The 18,598-nt window shown below is 59.2% G+C and carries 19 protein-coding genes; 14 read left to right on the plus strand and 5 right to left on the minus strand.

From position 1 onward, the window contains the following. Window positions 1-5: 5 nt before the first annotated feature. A complete protein-coding gene (locus ACUTQW_RS06095; RefSeq protein WP_006325576.1) occupies window positions 6-1,061 on the minus strand; it encodes a sugar phosphate isomerase/epimerase family protein in 1,056 nt (351 codons plus the stop codon). A 141-nt stretch (window positions 1,062-1,202) separates the two neighbouring features. Between ACUTQW_RS06095 and ACUTQW_RS06100 the strand changes: the two genes are divergently transcribed. Continuing rightward, window positions 1,203-1,796 carry a TetR/AcrR family transcriptional regulator gene (locus ACUTQW_RS06100; RefSeq protein WP_006325577.1) on the plus strand — a complete coding sequence of 198 codons (594 nt, stop codon included), beginning with the start codon at window positions 1,203-1,205 and terminating at the stop codon, window positions 1,794-1,796. Here the strand turns inward: ACUTQW_RS06100 and ACUTQW_RS06105 are convergent. The 3 genes from ACUTQW_RS06105 to ACUTQW_RS06115 all read right to left on the minus strand — a co-directional run bounded on the left by ACUTQW_RS06105 (window position 1,793) and on the right by ACUTQW_RS06115 (window position 5,058). Then, on the minus strand, window positions 1,793-2,098 hold the full coding sequence (locus ACUTQW_RS06105; RefSeq protein WP_004944912.1) for a cupin domain-containing protein: 306 nt from the start codon (window positions 2,096-2,098) through the stop codon (window positions 1,793-1,795). The two genes, ACUTQW_RS06100 and ACUTQW_RS06105, sit on opposite strands and share 4 nt — an antisense overlap. A 99-nt stretch (window positions 2,099-2,197) precedes the next feature. Continuing rightward, a complete protein-coding gene (locus ACUTQW_RS06110) occupies window positions 2,198-4,078 on the minus strand; it encodes a potassium transporter Kup (RefSeq protein ID WP_006325579.1) in 1,881 nt (626 codons plus the stop codon). A gap of 68 nt (window positions 4,079-4,146) precedes the next feature. Then, window positions 4,147-5,058 (minus strand): LysR substrate-binding domain-containing protein, encoded by a 912-nt coding sequence (locus ACUTQW_RS06115; protein ID WP_390900713.1) that lies wholly within the window; start codon window positions 5,056-5,058, stop codon window positions 4,147-4,149. A 170-nt stretch (window positions 5,059-5,228) separates the two neighbouring features. Between ACUTQW_RS06115 and ACUTQW_RS06120 the strand changes: the two genes are divergently transcribed. The 9 genes from ACUTQW_RS06120 (at window position 5,229) to ACUTQW_RS06160 (ending at window position 12,681) form a co-directional block, all read left to right on the plus strand. After that, window positions 5,229-6,179, plus strand: a complete 951-nt coding sequence (locus ACUTQW_RS06120) for a branched-chain amino acid ABC transporter permease (RefSeq protein WP_004944921.1) — start codon at window positions 5,229-5,231, stop codon at window positions 6,177-6,179. Between the two features lie 9 nt (window positions 6,180-6,188). After that, window positions 6,189-7,301 (plus strand): ABC transporter permease subunit, encoded by a 1,113-nt coding sequence (locus tag ACUTQW_RS06125; protein WP_004944924.1) that lies wholly within the window; start codon window positions 6,189-6,191, stop codon window positions 7,299-7,301. Beyond that, window positions 7,298-8,068, plus strand: a complete 771-nt coding sequence (locus ACUTQW_RS06130) for an ABC transporter ATP-binding protein (RefSeq protein WP_235196199.1) — start codon at window positions 7,298-7,300, stop codon at window positions 8,066-8,068. The genes ACUTQW_RS06125 and ACUTQW_RS06130 overlap by 4 nt, the downstream gene beginning before the upstream one ends. Next, entirely contained in the window at window positions 8,061-8,774 is a 714-nt protein-coding gene (locus ACUTQW_RS06135; RefSeq protein ID WP_006325585.1) for an ABC transporter ATP-binding protein, read from the plus strand. Before ACUTQW_RS06130 ends, ACUTQW_RS06135 begins: the two co-directional genes overlap by 8 nt. Window positions 8,775-8,808: 34 nt before the next feature. Then, the gene (locus tag ACUTQW_RS06140; RefSeq protein WP_006325586.1) at window positions 8,809-9,972 is read left to right on the plus strand and encodes a branched-chain amino acid ABC transporter substrate-binding protein; all 1,164 of its coding nucleotides are present in this window, start codon (window positions 8,809-8,811) and stop codon (window positions 9,970-9,972) included. Between the two features lie 18 nt (window positions 9,973-9,990). Beyond that, window positions 9,991-10,482: an L-2-amino-thiazoline-4-carboxylic acid hydrolase gene (locus ACUTQW_RS06145; protein WP_020439122.1), complete on the plus strand. Its 492-nt coding sequence runs from the start codon at window positions 9,991-9,993 to the stop codon at window positions 10,480-10,482. After that, a complete protein-coding gene (locus ACUTQW_RS06150) occupies window positions 10,479-11,705 on the plus strand; it encodes a Zn-dependent hydrolase (protein ID WP_445654822.1) in 1,227 nt (408 codons plus the stop codon). Before ACUTQW_RS06145 ends, ACUTQW_RS06150 begins: the two co-directional genes overlap by 4 nt. Before the next feature lie 91 nt (window positions 11,706-11,796). Continuing rightward, a complete protein-coding gene (locus ACUTQW_RS06155) occupies window positions 11,797-12,144 on the plus strand; it encodes an ArsR/SmtB family transcription factor (protein ID WP_004944937.1) in 348 nt (115 codons plus the stop codon). Window positions 12,145-12,147: 3 nt separating this feature from the next. Next, window positions 12,148-12,681 carry an SRPBCC family protein gene (locus ACUTQW_RS06160; protein ID WP_006325591.1) on the plus strand — a complete coding sequence of 178 codons (534 nt, stop codon included), beginning with the start codon at window positions 12,148-12,150 and terminating at the stop codon, window positions 12,679-12,681. Here the strand turns inward: ACUTQW_RS06160 and ACUTQW_RS06165 are convergent, their stop codons facing one another. Beyond that, window positions 12,682-13,710 carry a transporter gene (locus tag ACUTQW_RS06165; RefSeq protein WP_006325592.1) on the minus strand — a complete coding sequence of 343 codons (1,029 nt, stop codon included), beginning with the start codon at window positions 13,708-13,710 and terminating at the stop codon, window positions 12,682-12,684. A gap of 204 nt (window positions 13,711-13,914) precedes the next feature. Between ACUTQW_RS06165 and ACUTQW_RS06170 the strand changes: the two genes are divergently transcribed. From ACUTQW_RS06170 to ACUTQW_RS06185, 4 genes are all read left to right on the plus strand, one after another. Next, window positions 13,915-15,525, plus strand: a complete 1,611-nt coding sequence (locus tag ACUTQW_RS06170; protein ID WP_037432979.1) for an inorganic phosphate transporter — start codon at window positions 13,915-13,917, stop codon at window positions 15,523-15,525. 26 nt (window positions 15,526-15,551) lie between these two features. Next, the gene (ppk2, locus tag ACUTQW_RS06175) at window positions 15,552-16,466 is read left to right on the plus strand and encodes a polyphosphate kinase 2 (RefSeq protein WP_004944949.1); all 915 of its coding nucleotides are present in this window, start codon (window positions 15,552-15,554) and stop codon (window positions 16,464-16,466) included. A 162-nt stretch (window positions 16,467-16,628) separates the two neighbouring features. Further along, window positions 16,629-17,462, plus strand: a complete 834-nt coding sequence (gene pbpG, locus ACUTQW_RS06180) for a D-alanyl-D-alanine endopeptidase (protein WP_006325596.1) — start codon at window positions 16,629-16,631, stop codon at window positions 17,460-17,462. A gap of 145 nt (window positions 17,463-17,607) precedes the next feature. Continuing rightward, window positions 17,608-18,594, plus strand: coding sequence for an LLM class flavin-dependent oxidoreductase (locus ACUTQW_RS06185; protein ID WP_004944955.1), 987 nt, complete (start codon window positions 17,608-17,610; stop codon window positions 18,592-18,594). The last annotated feature ends 4 nt before the right edge of the window (window positions 18,595-18,598 follow it).

Raw genomic sequence — 18,598 nt, forward strand, 5'->3', positions numbered from 1 at the left:
GTGGCTCAGCGCAGGCCGAGCAAAGTATTGATCTGTTGCTGGTCGACCGGCGCGCCGGCAAAGTCGTCAAACACCTTGTCGGTGACGTTGATGATATGGTCGCGGATAAAAGCCGCCCCTTCGCGGGCGCCATCCTGCGGGTGCTTGAGGCAGCATTCCCATTCCAGCGTCGCCCAACCGGCGTAGCCGTGCTGCGTCAGCCGGGAGAAAATGCCTTTGAAATCCACCTGGCCGTCGCCCAGCGAACGGAAACGCCCGGCGCGTTCGGTCCATGACTGGTAACCGCCATAGATGCCCTGCCGCCCGGTCGGGTTGAACTCGGCGTCTTTGACGTGGAACATGCGGATAAAGTCTTTATAAATATCGATGTAATCCAGGTAGTTCAGCTGTTGCAGCACGAAGTGACTCGGATCGAACAGGATCTGGCAGCGCGGGTGACCGCCGACGCGCTGATGAAACATTTCAAAGGTCACGCCGTCGTGCAGGTCTTCACTGGGGTGAATTTCATAACACAGGTTCACGCCCTGCTCGTCGCAGGCATTCAGCACCGGCAACCAGCGTTTCGCCAACTCATCGAACGCCGTTTCTATCAACCCGGCCGGGCGCTGCGGGAACGGGAACAGGTAGGGCCACGCCAGCGAGCCGGAAAAGGTACCCATCTCGCTCAGCCCCAGCCGCGCGGAGGCTTTGGCCGCCAACAGCAGCTGTTGCCGCGCCCATTCGCCGCGTGCCTGCGGGTTGCCGTGCAGCGCCGGCGGCGCAAAGCTGTCGCACAACGCGTCATAAGCCGGGTGCACCGCCATCAACTGACCAAAAATGTGGGTGGTCAGTTCGCTGACTACCAACCCCTTGTCTGCCAGCATGCCGACCAGTTCATCGCAGTAAGTCTGGCTTTCCGCTGCGGTAGCCAAATCGAACAGGCGGCGATCCCACGCGGGGATTTGCAGTGCTTTAAAACCGGTGTCCGCAGCCCATTGCGCAATGGCGGACAGACTGTTAAAGGGGGCGGCATCGTCACTGAATTGGGCAAGATGCAGGCTTGGACCTTTCAAGGTTTTCATCGTAAACTCCTATTGGTTGTCGATTGACAAACAATAGGCTTAAATGAATCCCGCGGCAAGCAGATTTTAGAAATTCGTTGGCGTCAGGGGCGATTTAAGCGATCCTATCTCACTGAATGACAGGCAAACAGGAGCCGACCGATGGCAGGCAGACCACGCGAGTTCGACCGCGAACAGGCATTACTGAAAGCACGGGATCTCTTCTGGCGCCAGGGATACGAAGGCACTTCGATGTCGGATCTGGTGGCCGAACTGGGCATCGCTTCTGCACGCATATACAAGGCGTTCGGTTCGAAGGAATTGCTGTTCCGCGAAGCCATCGCCAGCTACGAAAACCATGAAGGCGGTTTTGCCGAGCGGGCGTTCAGTGAGGAAACCGGCGTGCGAGTGGCGATAAAGCGCTTGTTGGAAGACGCGGTGACGCTCTACAGCCGTACCGATCTGCCACAGGGCTGCATGGTGGTCTCTTCCGCCGCCAGCGTCAGCGCTGAAAACAGCGGCATTAAAACCTGGCTGGCGGAACACCGCCTGCTGCGCACCCAGGGCATTATTGAGCGGCTGCGGCTGGCGGTGAAAAACGGGGAGCTACCGGCGGATACCGACGCCGACAGCCTCGGTGATTACTTCGCGGTCTTTTTGCACGGTTTATCGATACAAGCGCGTGACGGCGTCACAAAAGAACGGTTGTTAGCGGCGGTTGACGTGGCGTTGTCCACGCTGGGCGACCGGCATTAATTCTCGGGCAAATCAACAATTACCAGCGTGCCGTGGCTGCCCGCCAACACGCGGTGCGGCACGCCGGCTGCGGCCTGATACAGTTGCCCGGCGTTCACCGTAATTTCCTCGCCCTGCACTGCCAATCGCAGTTGGCCTTCGATCACCAGCAGCGTCTCATGGTATTCGTGAACCTCATCGTCAATGGCGCGCTGATCCATTCGCAGCACTTTGATATTGGCGGAACCGACGCGCCCCAGAATGCTGGAACGCCATGCTTGCGGCAAATCGGCAGCCAGCGCAGTAAGATCGAACAGTGACATAAACCCTCAGAGCAAAGCCGCGCACATCGCGCCACCGCACTATAGCCTGCGCCATGCCTGCGGCTAAATAACCGTTGCTTTTAACCTATAGCCAGACCGTCACACCGGCACCCGGCGGCTGATCTCCACCACCTGATCGCTGGGGAGATAGTAGTAATCCGTCACGTGCATGCCGTTACGCACCATCAGCGCAAAGATGCTGCGCTGCCACGCCGGTAACCTGTCGTTTTCTTCGCGGCGCACCACGGTTTCATGTCCCAGATAATAGGTGGCGTCGTCAAAATTCAACCCGGTTTTTTGCGCCTCGGCGTGGTGCAATAGCCGGGGAATGTTCGGCCGTTCCATAAAACCGTAGCTGGCCACGCCGCACCAGAAGCCCGGTGACTGCTGCCGCATAACCAACCGCTCGGCATTCGCCACCCGTGGTTCGTTCACAATCATGATGTTCAGCGCCAACACATCGGCATGCAGCGAGCCGTTACGTTTGACGTGCCATTTCATCACCGGCGGCGTGCCGTTCAGCGTACGAGTAAGAAATATTGCCGTGCCCGGCACCCGAGGAATGGCCTGCGCTTCGATCTGCGCCAGGAAATCCGCCAGCGGCAGGCTCTTTTCACCCAAGGTACGGGAGGCGGCGAGCACTCCGCGATGCCAGATCAGCATCACGCCATAAACCAGGCTGGCCAGCAGCAACGGCACATAACCCCCTTGCAGCACCTTGCTGAGGTTAGCCACCAAAAAGCTGAGATCGACGATGAAAAATCCGCCGGCAACCAGCAGGCTGGCGGTGAATCCCCAGCGCCACACCTCGCGCATCGCCACAAACAGCAAGCCGCTGGTCATGATCATGGTGAGCGAAACGGCGATGCCGTAAGCGGCGGCAAGGTTATCGGAGGATTTGAAGAATACCGTCAGAAAGACCGTCACCGCCATCAGCAGCCAGTTGATGGCACCGATGTAAATTTGGCCGTAGCTCTCCTCGGTGGTTTGCTTCACACGCAAGCGCGGCAACCAGCCAAGCTGGATCGCCTGACGGGTCATGGAAAAGGCCCCGCTGATGATCGCCTGGCTGGCGATGATGGTGGCAAGGGTAGCCAGGATCACCAAGGGTATTTGCATTATCGGCGGGCACAGGCGGAAGAAAATATTCTGGGTCACGTCGGCGCCGGAGAGGATCAGCGCGGCCTGCCCGGCATAGTTCAGCAACAAACTGGGGAACACGATGCCGAACCAGGCGAGCCAGATAGGTTTTTTGCCAAAGTGCCCCATATCGGCATACAGCGCCTCCGCACCGGTTACGCAAAGGAACACCCCGCCCAACACCAGAAAGCTGGTTAATCCATTGGAGAACAAAAACGCCACGCCGTACTCTGGGTTGATGGCCATCAGTACCGCCGGATGCTGGATGATACCCCAGACGCCCAGGGCGGCGATCGAGAAAAACCACAGCGCCATAATCGGGCCAAACACCTTGCCGATGCGCGCCGTGCCCAGCGGTTGAATGGCGAACAGACTGACCAGAATCACTACCGCCGCCGGTAAAATGAAGGGTTTGGATTCGGGCAAGACTATGTTTAACCCCTCCAGCGCCGAAAGCACTGAAATCGCCGGGGTGATCGCGCCGTCGCCGTAAATCAGCGCCGCACCGAACAGGCCGGCAAATACCACCATAGGTCGGGCGCTCTTCTTGCTGACCAGCAGCGACATCAGCGCCATGATACCGCCCTCGCCGCGGTTATCGATCCGCATGGCGAACATGGCGTATTTGAGCGAGGTCACTATCACCAGCGTCCAGAAAATCAATGACAACAAACCGAGGATCACCGGCGCGGACGGCGCATCACCGGACAGATAAAGCACGGTTTTCAGCGTATACAGCGGGCTGGTACCGATATCGCCGAACACCACGCCCAACGCGCCACCGGCCAGCAGCGGCAGACTCATTTTTGGCGTTTGTTCCAGCTCGTTTTCTGCAGTCATCAAACACTCCGGTTAACCCATTGCACTCTATTCAGGATAGCCAATTCAGGCAGTTAACGCGTGTCTGTTTATTGACCTGCGGCCTCGCGCAGCAACCACTGCTGCAGATTCTGCCCCTCTTGCGACAACTCGCTGTCTACCCGCACGCACAGGTAATAATCGCGGCCATCGTCAATCGGTCGGTCAAACAACTTAACCAGTTCGCCGCTGTTAAGATAGGGCTCGATCAGCGGTTCGCGCATCAGGGCGCAGCCCAGCCCCGACTGCACCGCCGCCAGCGTCAGCAGGCCATCCTCGAACATCGGCCCGGTGCTGCGCAGCGGCCGCCTGACGCCGGCCTGCTGGAACCACTGCATCCAGGTATTGCGTTCTTCGTCGTGCAACAACGGCAGCGGCGAAAGCTGATCCGGCGTATCCAGCAGCCCATGCAGCCTGATAAAACTGCGGCTGCACACCGGCACCATTTTGCCGGACATCAGTTTTTCGCTGCGATAGCCGGTCCATTGCCCCACGCCAAAGCGAATCGAAATATCTGCGGCGTCGCTGAGATAGTTACGGTGGTTGGCATACACCACGTTGATGTCGATATCGGGATTTTCGCGCAAAAAGCCGTGCAAACGCGGAATAAACCAGCCCATGCCGAACAGCGGGATCAGGCTGATGGTCACCTGCCGGGAGGCCGATTGCTCACGCACATGCTCCGTCGCCTGGCGCAACACGTTAAACGCCGAACGGATCGAGCGGTAATACTCGCGTCCTTCGCTGCGCAGGATCAGGTTGCGGCCCTGCCGCTCGGTGAGCGGCATTTGCAGAAAAGCCTCCAGCGTTTTGAGCTGATGGCTGACCGCCGAGGGAGATATCGCCAGCTCCTTCGCCGCAGCGGTAATGCTGCCCAGGCGGGCGATAGCCTCGAACGCCCGTACGGCGCGCAGCGGCGGATCGTTCGGCAATAGGGCGTCATATTCTTCTGTTTTTTTCATATATTGACTATTTTGGCAAAAAATCGGTTGTGGGGATAAATTAATATACAAATAAATCAATAAATTAAAAACACGCATTTTTTATATAAGAAATTATTTTTCCGTATTTTACAATTTTTTTTAATTCTCTACTCTGAGCCTCCTGAATCATTATTTTCGGGACTCTCCCTATGGATACGCTGGTACAGCAGACCGTCAACGGACTGATGCTCGGCAGTATTTATGCGCTGATCGCTCTGGGTTACACCATGGTGTACGGCATTCTGCGCATTATCAATTTCGCCCACGGCGATGTGCTGATGGTCGGCGCGCTGAGCGCCCTGTCGGCTATCGGCGTGTTGCAGCATCATTTCCCCACTCTGTCGCCGTACACAGTGCTGTTGCTGGCGACGACGATCGCCATGGCGGTCTGCGCGCTGGTGTCGATGAGCATCGAACGCCTGGCCTATCGCCGCCTGCGCAATGCCCCGCGCCTGGCGCCGTTGATCAGCGGTATCGGCGTCTCGCTGCTGCTGCAAACGTTGGCGATGCTGATCTGGTCGCGCAATCCGTTGATGTTCCCGCAACTGCTGCCCATGTCCCCCATTGCCTTGACCCAGGGCAGCGCCGGGCATGCGCCGGCGGTGATCACCGGCACCGGTATCGCCACGCTGGTTGTCGCCGTACTGGTGATGGCCGGGCTGCTGTTGCTGGTCGAACACTCGCGTTTTGGCCGCGCGATGCGTGCCACGGCGGAAAACCCGCAGGTCGCCGGTCTGATGGGCATCGATCCCAACCGGGTGATCCTGTTGACCTTCGCCCTCGGCGGTGCGCTGGCGGCGGTGGCGGGCGTCATGATGGCCAGCAACTACGGCAACGCCGGCTTCTCCATGGGCTTCCTGCCGGGCATCAAGGCTTTTACCGCCGCGGTGCTGGGCGGCATTGGCAACCTGCGCGGCGCCATGCTCGGCGGACTATTGTTGGGGCTATTCGAATCGCTGGGGACCGGTTATCTCGGCGAACTGACCGGCGGCACCTTCGGCAGCAATTATCAGGACGTTTTCGCCTTCCTGATTCTGATTGCGGTACTGGTATTACGCCCATCCGGGCTGCTGGGCGAGCGCGTCGCCACCCGCGCCTGAGGAGATAAAATGACCGTTCTGACCACCACCCTGCAAACAGCCACCCCAGGCCGCGCCAGACTCGGCGTCGCGCTGTTTATGCTCGGCCTGCTGCTGGCCCCCTGGCTGGCCGGGGCCGCCGGCGGCAACTATTGGGTGCGAGTGATCGACTTCGCGCTGCTGTACCTGATGCTGGCGCTGGGGTTGAATATCGTCGTCGGCCTGACCGGCCTGCTGGACATGGGATTTATCGCCTTTTACGCAGTCGGCGCCTACCTGACCGCGCTGCTGTCCTCGCCACACCTGACCGAACAGTTTCCGTTGCTGTTGCACTGGTTCCCGGATGGCTTGCATCTGTCCATCCTGCTGTTGATACCGCTGTCCGCCGTGCTGGCGGCGCTGTGCGGCATCCTGCTCGGCGCGCCGACGCTGCGCCTGCGCGGCGACTATCTGGCGATCGTCACGCTGGGTTTCGGCGAAATCGTGCGCATTCTGATGCGCAACCTCGATCGCCCGGTCAATATCACCAACGGCCCAAAGGGCATTTCCGGCATCGACCCGGTCAGCCTGTTCGGCCTGAAGTTTTCCGGCATGCATGAGTGGTTCGGCATCCGTTTTTCCTCACTGTATTTGTATTACTACCTGTTCGCCGCCCTGCTGCTGGCGATCCTGTTTATCTGCCTGCGCCTGCAACATTCACGGGTCGGTCGCGCCTGGACCGCCATCCGCGAAGATGAGGACGCAGCGCGGGCGATGGGCATCAACACCCGTAACTTCAAACTGCTGGCATTCGCCATCGGCGCCACGTTCGGCGGCATCGCCGGCGCGCTGTTTGCCGCGTTCCAGGGATTTGTCTCACCGGAGTCCTTCACCTTGCAAGAGTCGATAGCCGTACTGGCGATGGTGGTGCTGGGCGGTATGGGGCACATTCCCGGCGTGATCCTCGGCGCGTTGCTGCTGGCGGCGCTGCCGGAGCTGTTGCGCAGCACCATGGGGCCGCTGCAACAGGCCCTGTTCGGCCAAGTGTGGATCGATCCGGAAATTATCCGCCAACTGTTCTACGGCCTGGCGCTGATTCTGGTGATGTTGTATCGCCCTGCGGGCCTGTGGCCGGCGCGTCATCAATCGGGAGCCGCATCATGAAGCCATTACTCACCCTAAACCATGTCAGTAAACGCTTTGGCGGGCTGACCGCCGTGGATGACGTCAGCATGAGTATCCGCCGGGGGGAAATCTATGGGTTGATCGGGCCGAACGGCGCCGGTAAAACCACCTGTTTCAATCTGATCACCGGCCTGTACCGCGCCGATAGCGGTGAGTTCCATCTGTTGGATCGTCGCTACAAACCGCAGGCGATCGACAAAGTCGTACAGGCAGGCATCGCTCGCACCTTCCAGAACCTGCGGCTGTTCAACGAGATGAGCGTGCTGGAAAACGTGATGGTGGGCTGCCATGTGCGCACCCGCAACGGCCTGTGGGCGGCTATTTCACGCCACCGCCGCGCCCGCGAGGAAGAACAGGCGACGCGGGAGAAATCTCACGCGCTGCTGGAGTACGTCGGCATCAGTCAGTTCGCCCATTACCGCGCCGGCGATCTTTCCTACGGCCACCAGCGGCGGCTGGAAATTGCCCGCGCGTTGGCTACCGACCCGCAGTTATTGGCGCTGGATGAACCGGCCGCCGGCATGAATGCCGCAGAGAAAGTGGCGCTGCGCGAGCTGCTGCAACGCATCCGCGAAAGCGGCAAAACCCTGCTGCTGATCGAGCACGACGTCAAGCTGGTGATGGGATTGTGCGACCGCCTGACGGTGCTCGACTACGGCAAAGTCATCGCCGAAGGCGAACCCGCGCAGGTAAGGCGCGAACCGACGGTGATCCGGGCTTATCTGGGAGGCACTGCGCATGTCTGAACCCTTACTGTCCGTCAAACGGCTAAAAGTATCTTACGGCGGCATTCATGCCGTGAAAGGCATCGATTTTACGGTTAACCACGGCGAACAGGTGACATTGATCGGCGCCAACGGCGCGGGCAAAACCTCCAGCCTGCGCGCGTTGACCGGCCTGCAACCCTTCGAAGGAGACATCCTGTTCGACGGCCAGTCCATCCGCGGTGTTCCTCCGCATCAGTTGCTGCAACAGGGGCTGGTGATGGTGCCGGAAGGCCGCGGCATTTTCGCCCGCATGACGGTGCTGGAAAATTTGCAGCTTGGCGCCTACTCCCGCCGCGATAAACCGGCGATCCAGCAGGATCTGGAGCGAGTGTGCACCCTTTTCCCACGCCTGCGCGAGCGGTTGCGGCAACAAGCCGGGCTGCTCTCCGGCGGCGAACAACAGATGGTGGCGATGGGCCGTGCGCTGCTCAGCCGGCCACGTCTGCTGGTGCTGGATGAACCCTCAATGGGCCTGGCGCCGATCGTGGTCGAGGCCATTTTTGACGTGATCAAAACCCTTGCCAGTGACGGCGTCACGCTATTGCTGGTGGAACAGAATGCCCGGCTGGCGCTGGAATCGACCGATCGCGCCTACGTGCTGGACAGCGGCAGCCTGAGCCACAGCGGCCGGTCTGCCGGCATGCTCGACGATGAAAAAATCAAACAAGCCTATCTGGGCGAATAACCGTTTTTACTTTTAACCGCACCGGGAGTTTTACATGAACAAGATAACTCGCTTTAAGCCGCTGGCCCTGGCCGCCGCCGTTCTGGCTACCCTTGGCGCTGCCGCGCCTGCGCAGGCCGCCGACACCATTCTGATCGGTCTGGCCGGCCCGCTGACCGGCCCTTCCGCCCGTATCGGCAAGGATCTGGAAAACGGCGCTCAGTTGGCGATCGCCGACGCCAACGCCCAGAAGCCGACGCTGAACGGCAAACCTGTCACCTTTAAACTGCTTTCCGAAGACGACCAGTCCGACCCGCGCACCGCCGTTGCAGTAGCGCAGCGCCTGGTGGACGAAGGCGTCGCCGGCGTAGTCGGCCACTGGAATACCGGCACCAGCATCCCGGCGGCCCGCATTTATCACGATGCCGGCATTGCCCAGGTGGCACCGGTCGCCACAGGTCATGCCTATACTCAACAGGGGTTTGATACCAGTTTTCGTGTGATGGGCCATGATGACGACGGCGGTAATTACGCCGGCGAATATGCCGTCAAGGTGCTGAAAGCCAAACGCATTGCGGTCATCGACGATCGCACCGCATTCGGCCAGGGGTTGGCGGACGAGTTTATCAAGTCGCTGGCGGCGCAGGGTATACAACCGGTAGCCCGTGAATACGTCGATGACAAAACCGTCGATTTCAGCGCGGTGCTGACCACCGTTCGCAGCAAGAATGCCGATCTGATCTTCTTCGGTGGCGTGGATTCGCAGGCGGCGCCGCTGGCCCGCCGCATCAAACAGCTGGGCATGAACACTCAACTGATGGGTGCCGGCGGCTTCGTCAGCCAAACCTTCCTGACGCTGGCGCAGAAGGAAGGCGAAGGCGTGGTGGCGCTGGAACCGGGACTGCCGCTGGAGCAGATGCCGGGCGGCAAAGCCTTTGAGCAGGCTTACCGCGACCGTTACAAGACCCACATCGAACTGCATGCGCCGTTCGCCTATGACGCCACCCGGGTATTGATTGCCGCCATTGAGCAGGCAGGATCCGCCAATCCGGCCGATTATCTGCCGAAACTGCGCGCCATTCATTATCAGGGCGTCACCGGCAACATCGCATTCGATCCGCAGGGCAACCTGCAACAGCCAAGCTTCACCCTCTACAAGGTGGTCGACGGCAAATGGCAGCCGCAGAGCGTGTTGGGCGGCGCTAAAACACAACAATAAAGCAAGGGGAGCAAGGTGATGAGCTGTGCAAAAAACGAATTGGGCATTCTGGCCCGCCGGCGTATAGAGGCCGAGATCATCAAGCCGATCTACCAGATTCTGGTGCGTGAGATCGGCAAGGAGCGCGCGCAGGCGGTGATTGGCGAAGCCATTGAAAACGCCGCCATCGATGCGGGCAAGCAGTTTGCCGCTCAGGAGCCGAATGGCGCCGATTTGCAGAGTTTCGCCGCCTTGCAGTATCTGTGGGAAAAAGACGATGCGCTGCAAGTGAAGGTGATCCATCAAGACGAGCAGCAGTTCGACTATAACGTCACCCGCTGCCGCTATGCCGAGATGTATCACGAGATGGGCCTGGGCGAGATTGGCCATCTGCTGTCCTGCGCCCGCGACAGCCAGTTTATCGTCGGTTATGCGCCGGACGTCGAGCTGCAACGCACCCAAACCATTATGTCCGGCGCGCCCTGCTGCGATTTCCGCTATGCCGTAAAACCGTCGGGAGAGAAAAAATGACCCAACAGGTTAACGGCGAACGTCTGTGGCAAAGCCTGCGCGATATGGCGCAGTTCGGCGCCATCCCGAAAGACGGCGTCACCCGGCTGGCGCTGAGCGAGGAAGATCGTCAGGCGCGCGACCAATTGCAGGCCTGGGCGCTGGAAGCGGGATGCAGCGTGCGGGTCGATCGCATGGGCAACATGTTTTTGCGCCGCGAAGGAACCCGCCCTGAACTGGCACCGGTCGTCACCGGCTCCCACGTCGATTCCCAACCCAACGGCGGGCGCTTTGACGGCATTTATGGCGTGCTGGCCGGGTTGGAAGTGATCCGCACCCTGAACGATCGTCAGATTGCCACCGAACGCGCGCTGGAGGTGGTTAACTGGACTAACGAGGAAGGTGCCCGCTTCGCCCCGGCGATGATCGCCTCCGGCGTGTTTGCCGGTGTGTTCGATGAAGAATACGGCCTGTCGCGCCGCGATGCGCAGGGCACCAGTATCGGCGAAGCGCTGAAGCAAATCGGCTATGACGGTGAAGACCCGGTCGGCGGCAGACCCATCCACGCCGCCTTTGAGCTGCATATCGAGCAAGGCCCGATCCTCGAGGCGGAAAACGTCGAGATTGGCGTGGTGACCAGCGCGCAGGGCCAACGCTGGTACGAGCTGGAGATCCTCGGTTTCAGCGCCCATGCGGGCACCACGCCGATGGAACGGCGCCGCGACGCCCTGCTCGGCTTTGCCGCTATGGTCACGGCGGTCAATCAGATCGGCCTGGATTTCATGCCTGACGCCCGCGCCACGGTAGGCATGGCGCAAATCACCCCCAACTCGCGCAATGTGGTGCCGGGCAAGGTGTTTTTCAGCGTCGAGTTCCGCCATCCGCAGGAGGCGGTGCTGGAACAGATGGAACGTCGGTTGCTGGCGGCGGTCGCGGAGGTAGATGCCGGCACGTTGAGCGCTCGCGCCGAACGCATCTTCCAGTATCAGCCGATACGCTTTGATCAAGGCTGTATCGACAGCGTGCGCCAGGCCGCGCAGGCGCTGGGGTATTCGCACCGGGATATGGTTTCCGGCGCGGGTCACGATGCCTGTTATCTGAGCCGGGTAGCGCCCACGGCGATGATTTTTATTCCCTGCGTGGACGGCATCAGCCACAACGAGCTGGAAGATATTTCGCCCGCCGGGGCCACCGCCGGCGCCAATGTGCTGCTCAACGCGCTGTTGGCGCAAACGGCTAGCTGATCTCCTCGCCCCGGTTAGCCGACCGGGGCAATAGCAAAAAATATTCAACAAACTGGTTGAATATTCATCGCGCTGTTCTATATTCAACCATATGGTTAAATTATCTTCCTCACAGCTGGACGCCATTTTCCACGCGCTTTCCGACCCGACGCGCCGCGCTATTTTGCGTGCGCTGGCCGACGGCGAGCACAGCATTGGTGAACTGGCCGCGCCGTTGCAGATGTCGTTTGCCGGCGCCTCCAAGCATATCAAAGCACTGGAGCTTGCAGGCCTGGTGCAGCGAACCGTGCAGGGAAGAAACCATATCTGCCGGCTTGAACCCGGGCCAATGGCACAGGCCATGCAATGGCTGCAAACCTACGAGCATTTCTGGACAGAACGGCTGGACGCGCTGGAAATAGCGCTGCGGCAGCCCGAACAGTATCCTCCCAAGGAGTGAACCATGAACGACTACGGTATGATTATTGAAACCGGCACGCTGCGCATTCAGCGGCTGCTGCCCGGCCCGATCGAGCGGGTCTGGGCCTACCTGACGGAATCCGACAAGCGCGCCACCTGGCTGGCCGCCGGCGAAATGACGCTGGAAAAAGGCGCTGTGGTGGAGTTGGTATTTCGCAATTCCGATCTGACGGGCGAACACGAGCAGGCCCCCGCCAAATACAAACAAAGCGACTGCAACGGCAAACACCTCGGCCATATCACCTGCCTTTTCCCGCCGCGGCTACTGAGCTTTACCTGGGAGGAAAAGGATCAGAACCGCCCTTCCGAAGTGACCTTTGAGCTGACCGAACAGGACAACGCGGTGTTGCTGACGGTCACTCACCGCCGCCTGGCCAACCGTGACGACATGCTCAGCGTGGCCGGCGGATGGCACACCCATCTGGATATCCTGCTCGATCGCCTGCACGATCGCCAGCCACGCCCGTTCTGGAGCACCCACGCCAAGCTGGAAGAAGAGTACCGGGCAAGACTGTAATCAGCTTTCATCCCGGCGTCTGAACGCCAGATAGCCGGTGATCAGCGTAAAACCGCCGACCAGCAACACCAGCAGAATAAAACCGTGGTGATTGCTGGCCAGCGGGATCCCTCCCACGTTCATGCCGAAGAAACCAGCGACGATGTTAATCGGCAGCGCCAGCACGGTGATCACCGTCAGGGTGTACAGCGTACGGTTGTTCTGCTCCATCTGCTTGGCGCCAATCTCCTCTTGCAGCAGGCGAATGCGCTCGGTCAGGCTGGCCAGATCGTTCAGCACCACGGTGAACTCTTCAGTGAACTGCCGCAGATCCTGCACCACGTCCCGGCTTAACCAGGCCGGTGGCCGGTTCAGCAGGCGAAACAGTGCGGCGGGTTCCGGCGCCAGCAGGCGCTGAAAGCGCAGCAACATGCGGCGCATGCGCCCCAGTTCGGTGCGGTTGCGTTTCACATGATTGCTCAGCAGGCGATCTTCAATGGTGTCGACATACTGGTTGGCCTGTCGCACCACCTGCTCCAGTACATCTTCCTGTTCTTCCAGCAAGTGCGCCAACAGCTCGGTGGACGACGCCAGTTGCAATGGCCCCAGACGCCCCAGCAGCCGTTCGATCAACCGCAGCGGCTTGTGCCGCACGGTAACCACCAGCCCGCTGCGGCAATACAGCCACAGCGTGGCGATTTCCGGGTTATTTTCTTTGGGATGGAAAATCACGTCGTTGAGCACCGCAAACAGGTCATCCCCTTGCCGTTCAATGCGCGTGGTGTGGGAGCCGTGACGGATTTCGTCGAAGAAAAAATCGGAAATCGCGAAGTGATTTTTCATCCATTTCTCTGCCGCCGCATGGTTCAGATTGAGGTGCAACCAGATAAACCCTTCGCCCGGCGACAGAGCCTGGTAAGCCTGGCAGGCCTGCTGCGAAGAAACCCGCAGCGGCGCTTCTCCCGTGCGGAACACGTGGCCGTAAATCAGCCCGGTCACTTCATCATCAAAATCGAGTTTGTGCATTTTATCCGCAACCGTCTGAACCATAAATCTTTATCCCGAATAACCGCATTAATCAATAAACCAGACTCAGCCTTTATATCAATCTTTAAATACCAACGTTAATTATTTTCACTTTTCCAGATGATTAATATTACCGTCATAAAAAAGTCACATTAATTCCCAATACTTTCCTGGCAACGCCGTTCAACACCGTCAGTATTCTAATGAAGTTTATCGGGAAGGTCCTTTATGAGCGATAACAGCGCCGTTCAAGCGGGTGTGCCCTCTGCATCCAACCTGCCAAAGATCTACCAAAAGAACAGTCGACTCACTGTTCTTTTTTTTGTTTTTTTATTAGTACTGGGGATCGCTTTTGCCGGAGTAAATCTATTTAACGACGTGACCGACGCTGGTGCAGTATATACCAGCTATCTCCCTTTTCTTTTATTGGGGTTAGCGCTGCTGATTGCGCTGGGCTTTGAATTCGTTAACGGTTTTCACGACACCGCCAATGCGGTAGCCACCGTTATTTACACCCATTCCCTGTCGCCGATGGTGGCGGTGGTCTGGTCGGGATTTTTCAACTTCCTCGGCGTTTTGCTCTCCAGCGGCGTGGTGGCGTTCGGCATCATTTCGCTGCTGCCGGTTGAATTGATTCTGCAAGCCGGCACCGGTAACGGCTTTGCCATGGTTTACGCCCTGCTGTTCTCGGCGATTATCTGGAACCTGGGCACCTGGTGGCTCGGGCTGCCGGCCTCCTCGTCGCATACGCTGATTGGTTCCATCATCGGCGTGGGCGTGGCTAACGCCCTGATCCACGGGCGCACCGGCACCAGCGGCGTGGACTGGGGACAGGCGATTAAAGTGGGTTATGCGTTGCTGCTTTCACCGGTGATCGGTTTTGTGTTTGCCGCCCTGTTGCTGCTGGCGTTGAAAGTGTTCGTTAAAAACCGCCAGCTGTACACCGCACCCAAAAATGATGCGCCGCCACCGCTGTGGATCCGGGGTTTGCTGATCCTCACCTGTACCGGCGTCTCCTTCGCCCACGGCTCCAACGACGGGCAAAAAGGCATGGGCCTGATCATGCTGATCCTGGTCGGCACCATGCCGATCGCCTATGCCCTGAACCGCTCAATGTCGCCGGAGCAAATCCCGCGCGTGGCGGCACTGGCGGAAGTCACCAAAAACGATCTGCTGCGCCAATTCCCGGCGGTCAGCCAGGTGCCGCCGCGCGAGGTGCTTACCGGCTATGTGCGTACCAATGAGCTGACGCCGGACGTAGTGCCCGCGCTGGCGCAGCTGACCGGCGCCATCGGCGATCAAGTCCGCCAGTACGGTTCCGTCGACAAGATCCCGGCGCAGGCGGTGTCCAACACCCGTAACGATATGTATCTGGCATCGGAAGCCATCAAGCACCTGAAAGCGGAAAAACAGCTTCAGTTTTCCGCCGACTCGCAGCGCAATCTGGATGCGTTGAAAGGCGATCTGGACAGCGCCACCCGCTTTATCCCGTTCTGGGTCAAGGTGGTAGTGGCGATTGCCCTCGGCCTTGGCACCATGGTCGGCTGGCGGCGCATCGTGGTTACCGTCGGTGAGAAGATCGGTAAAAGCCACCTCACCTACGCCCAGGGCGCCAGCGCCGAGCTGGTGGCGATGACCACCATAGGTGCGGCGGACGCCTTCGGCCTGCCGGTTTCGACCACCCACGTGCTGTCCTCCGGCATCGCCGGCACCATGGCGGCCAACCGCTCCGGCCTGCAAATGTCGACCCTGCGCAACCTGCTGATGGCCTGGGTTCTGACGCTGCCGGCCTCGATACTGCTTTCCGCCGGGCTGTACTGGGTTTTCACTCATTTCTAAAACCGGGTTAACACGGAGAATCAATTATGGCTATGCATGAATTTAACCGCGACGACACCTTCAACCAGCGCCTGCTGCAGGAGTTTTATGACAGCTATGACGAGGAGCTGGAAATGGAGCTCGATGACCTGCGGTTTGACGACACCGAAGTGGACAGCGATCAGAAAAAAGCCTGGCGCAAACAGTATTTCCGCGAGCTGCTGCGCCTGCAAGGCGAACTGGTGAAACTGCAAGACTGGGTAATGCGCACCGGCCACCGCGTGGTGATCTTGTTTGAAGGCCGCGACGCCGCCGGCAAAGGCGGGGTGATCAAACGCATCACCCAACGCCTGAACCCGCGCACCTGCCGCGTGGCGGCGTTGCCAGCACCGAACGACCGCGAGCGCACCCAGTGGTATTTCCAGCGCTACATCGCCCACCTGCCGGCGGCGGGTGAAATCGTGCTGTTCGACCGTAGCTGGTATAACCGCGCCGGGGTGGAAAAAGTGATGGGGTTTTGCAATGACGAGGAATACGAAGAATTTTTCCGCAGCGTGCCGGAATTTGAGAAAATGCTGACGCGCAGCGGCATCAAAATCATCAAATACTGGTTCTCGATCACCGATGACGAGCAGGAACTGCGCTTCCTCAGCCGCATTCACGATCCGCTGAAACAGTGGAAGCTCAGCCCGATGGACTTGGAGAGCCGTCGCCGCTGGGAAGACTACACCGAGGCCAAAGAAGTCATGTTAGCGCGCACTAACATTCCGGAAGCCCCCTGGTGGGTAGTTCAGGGCGTCGACAAGAAAAAGGCGCGGCTGAACTGCATCAGCCACCTGCTCCAGCAGTTGCCTTACGAAGAGACCGAAGGCAACGTGATCACCCTGCCGCCGCGCAAGCGCAGCCCGGACTATAACCGCCATCCGGTGCCTGACGACATGGTAGTCCCTGAAGTGTATTGATTTTCAATCGGGGGATGGGTTGCCATCCCCCTGTCTGACACCATGATGGATACTCTGGCCTTTTGCCTGCATATTCATCGCCTTCACCCTATTTTCTCCACATTTGCTGTGCAGACTCTTACCGATATTTTTTAGTCGCTTAGAGTAAGAGCCTCGCTTGTCATGTCATTCTTGAATTGTGTTATCCCTTTTTCCGTTCGGCGTTTTCGCGCCGTTATCGCGCTCAGCCTGCTGTTTGTTATCGCTCCTGCACAGGCCGCGGCGCCGCTGGTATTGCATTCAAAAGCCGTGTTGGTCGTCAATCAGCGTACCGGCAAAACGCTGTTCCAGAAACAGGCTAATCGCGTGCTGCCCATCGCTTCGCTGACCAAGCTGATGACCGCTATGGTGGCGCTGGACAGCCGCCGTCCACTGGGCAATAAAATGAGGGTGACCGCCGCCGATCGCGATTTATTGAAGAAAACCCACTCGCGGCTGACCCTGGGGTCGTCACTCAGCCGCCGCGATATGTTGCACATTGCGCTGATGTCATCCGAGAACCGCGCGGCAGCCGCCCTAAGCCGTAATTACCCCGGCGGCCGCAAGGCGTTTGTGGCGAAAATGAACAGGAAGGCGCGCAGCATCGGCATGAAACACGCCCGTTTCTATGACCCTACCGGGCTGACGCCGCGCAATGTCGCCAGCGCCAACGATCTGCTTAAAATGGTCAATCACGCTTATCGCTATCAAACCATTCGCCGTTTCAGTACCGATAGGCAGCATGTCGTTTACCCCGGCCGTGGCCAACTGGTGTACCGCAGTTCCAACGGCCTGATCAATAACCGCAACTGGAACATTCAACTGCAAAAAACCGGCTATACCAACGAGGCCGGCCACTGTCTGGTGATGAGAACCCTGATAAAAGGGCAGCCGGTAGTGATCATCCTGCTGGGTTCCCAACAGCGCTACGGCCATTATGACGATGCGCTGCGCCTGAAAACCTGGCTGGAGTCCTGAGCGCTTGCGCAGTTCGCCTTTAACCGCCCTGCGCATAACTAAATCCGTTTTTTATCAATGGAATATCCTATCCACAATCAGTATTACGCCCTTGGCGCCCTGCATGGTATTTGTCATAAATAATTGATGATAAAGGAGCAGGAAAATGGCTTATGCCTTGAGCGTGTTGGATAAAAGTCCGATTGCCGAAGGAGAAAGCGCCGCCCAGGCGCTGGCGCGTACGCTGCATCTGGCGCAGCAGGCGGAAATCTGGGGTTACCGCCGTTTCTGGTTGGCGGAGCATCACAATACCCCGCAGCTCGCCTGCCCTTCACCCGAGGTGTTGATCGCCTATTTGCTTGGGCAAACCTCACGCATTCGCATCGGTTCCGGCGGCGTAATGCTGCAACACTACAGCGCTTATAAGGTTGCGGAAAACTTCAACCTGCTGGCGACGCTTGCACCGGGCCGGGTCGATCTGGGCGTGGGGAAAGCCCCCGGCGGGCTGCCGCTTTCTACCCAGGCGTTGCAGGCCGCGCATGACCAGCAGCATAAACCGGATTTCCCGCAGCAGTTGGCCCAGCTCAATGCTTATCTGAATGACGATGCACAACCTGGTCTGAGCGCCACCCCCCAACCTGAGCAATCCGCCCAACGCTTTCTGCTGGGTGCCAGTAGCGAAAGTGCCCAACTTGCCGCCGAACACGGCTGGGCGTTTGTTTATGCCGCACAGCTCAATGGCAATCCAGACGATATTCAGCGGGCGCTGGCGCACTACTCCGCGCAAAGCGGTGGCCGCAAAGCCCTGCTGGCGGTAGCGGCGATCGTCGCAGACACGGCTGCGCAGGCCAAAGAGTTGGCGGCTGGGATCCAGCAATACCGCGTGCACGTGGCCGGCGGGCAGAGCGTGACCGTTGGCAGCCTGGAGCAGGCGGAGAGTTTTGTTCAGCAGGCCGGCGCGACCGATTACCGCATCGAGCCGCGCGAAAGCCATATTCTGCTCGGCACTGCGCAGCAGGTACGCCGGCAGTTGGACCAACTGCACCAGCAATATGGCGTGGAGGAGTTTGTCATTGATACGCCGGTTAGCCAACCCACCGCCCGCCTGGCCTCTTTGCAGCTGCTGGCGCAGGAGAGTCTGGCGTTGGCTTGATCGG

It is taken from the genome of Serratia sp. TSA_7 (genome assembly GCF_052692135.1).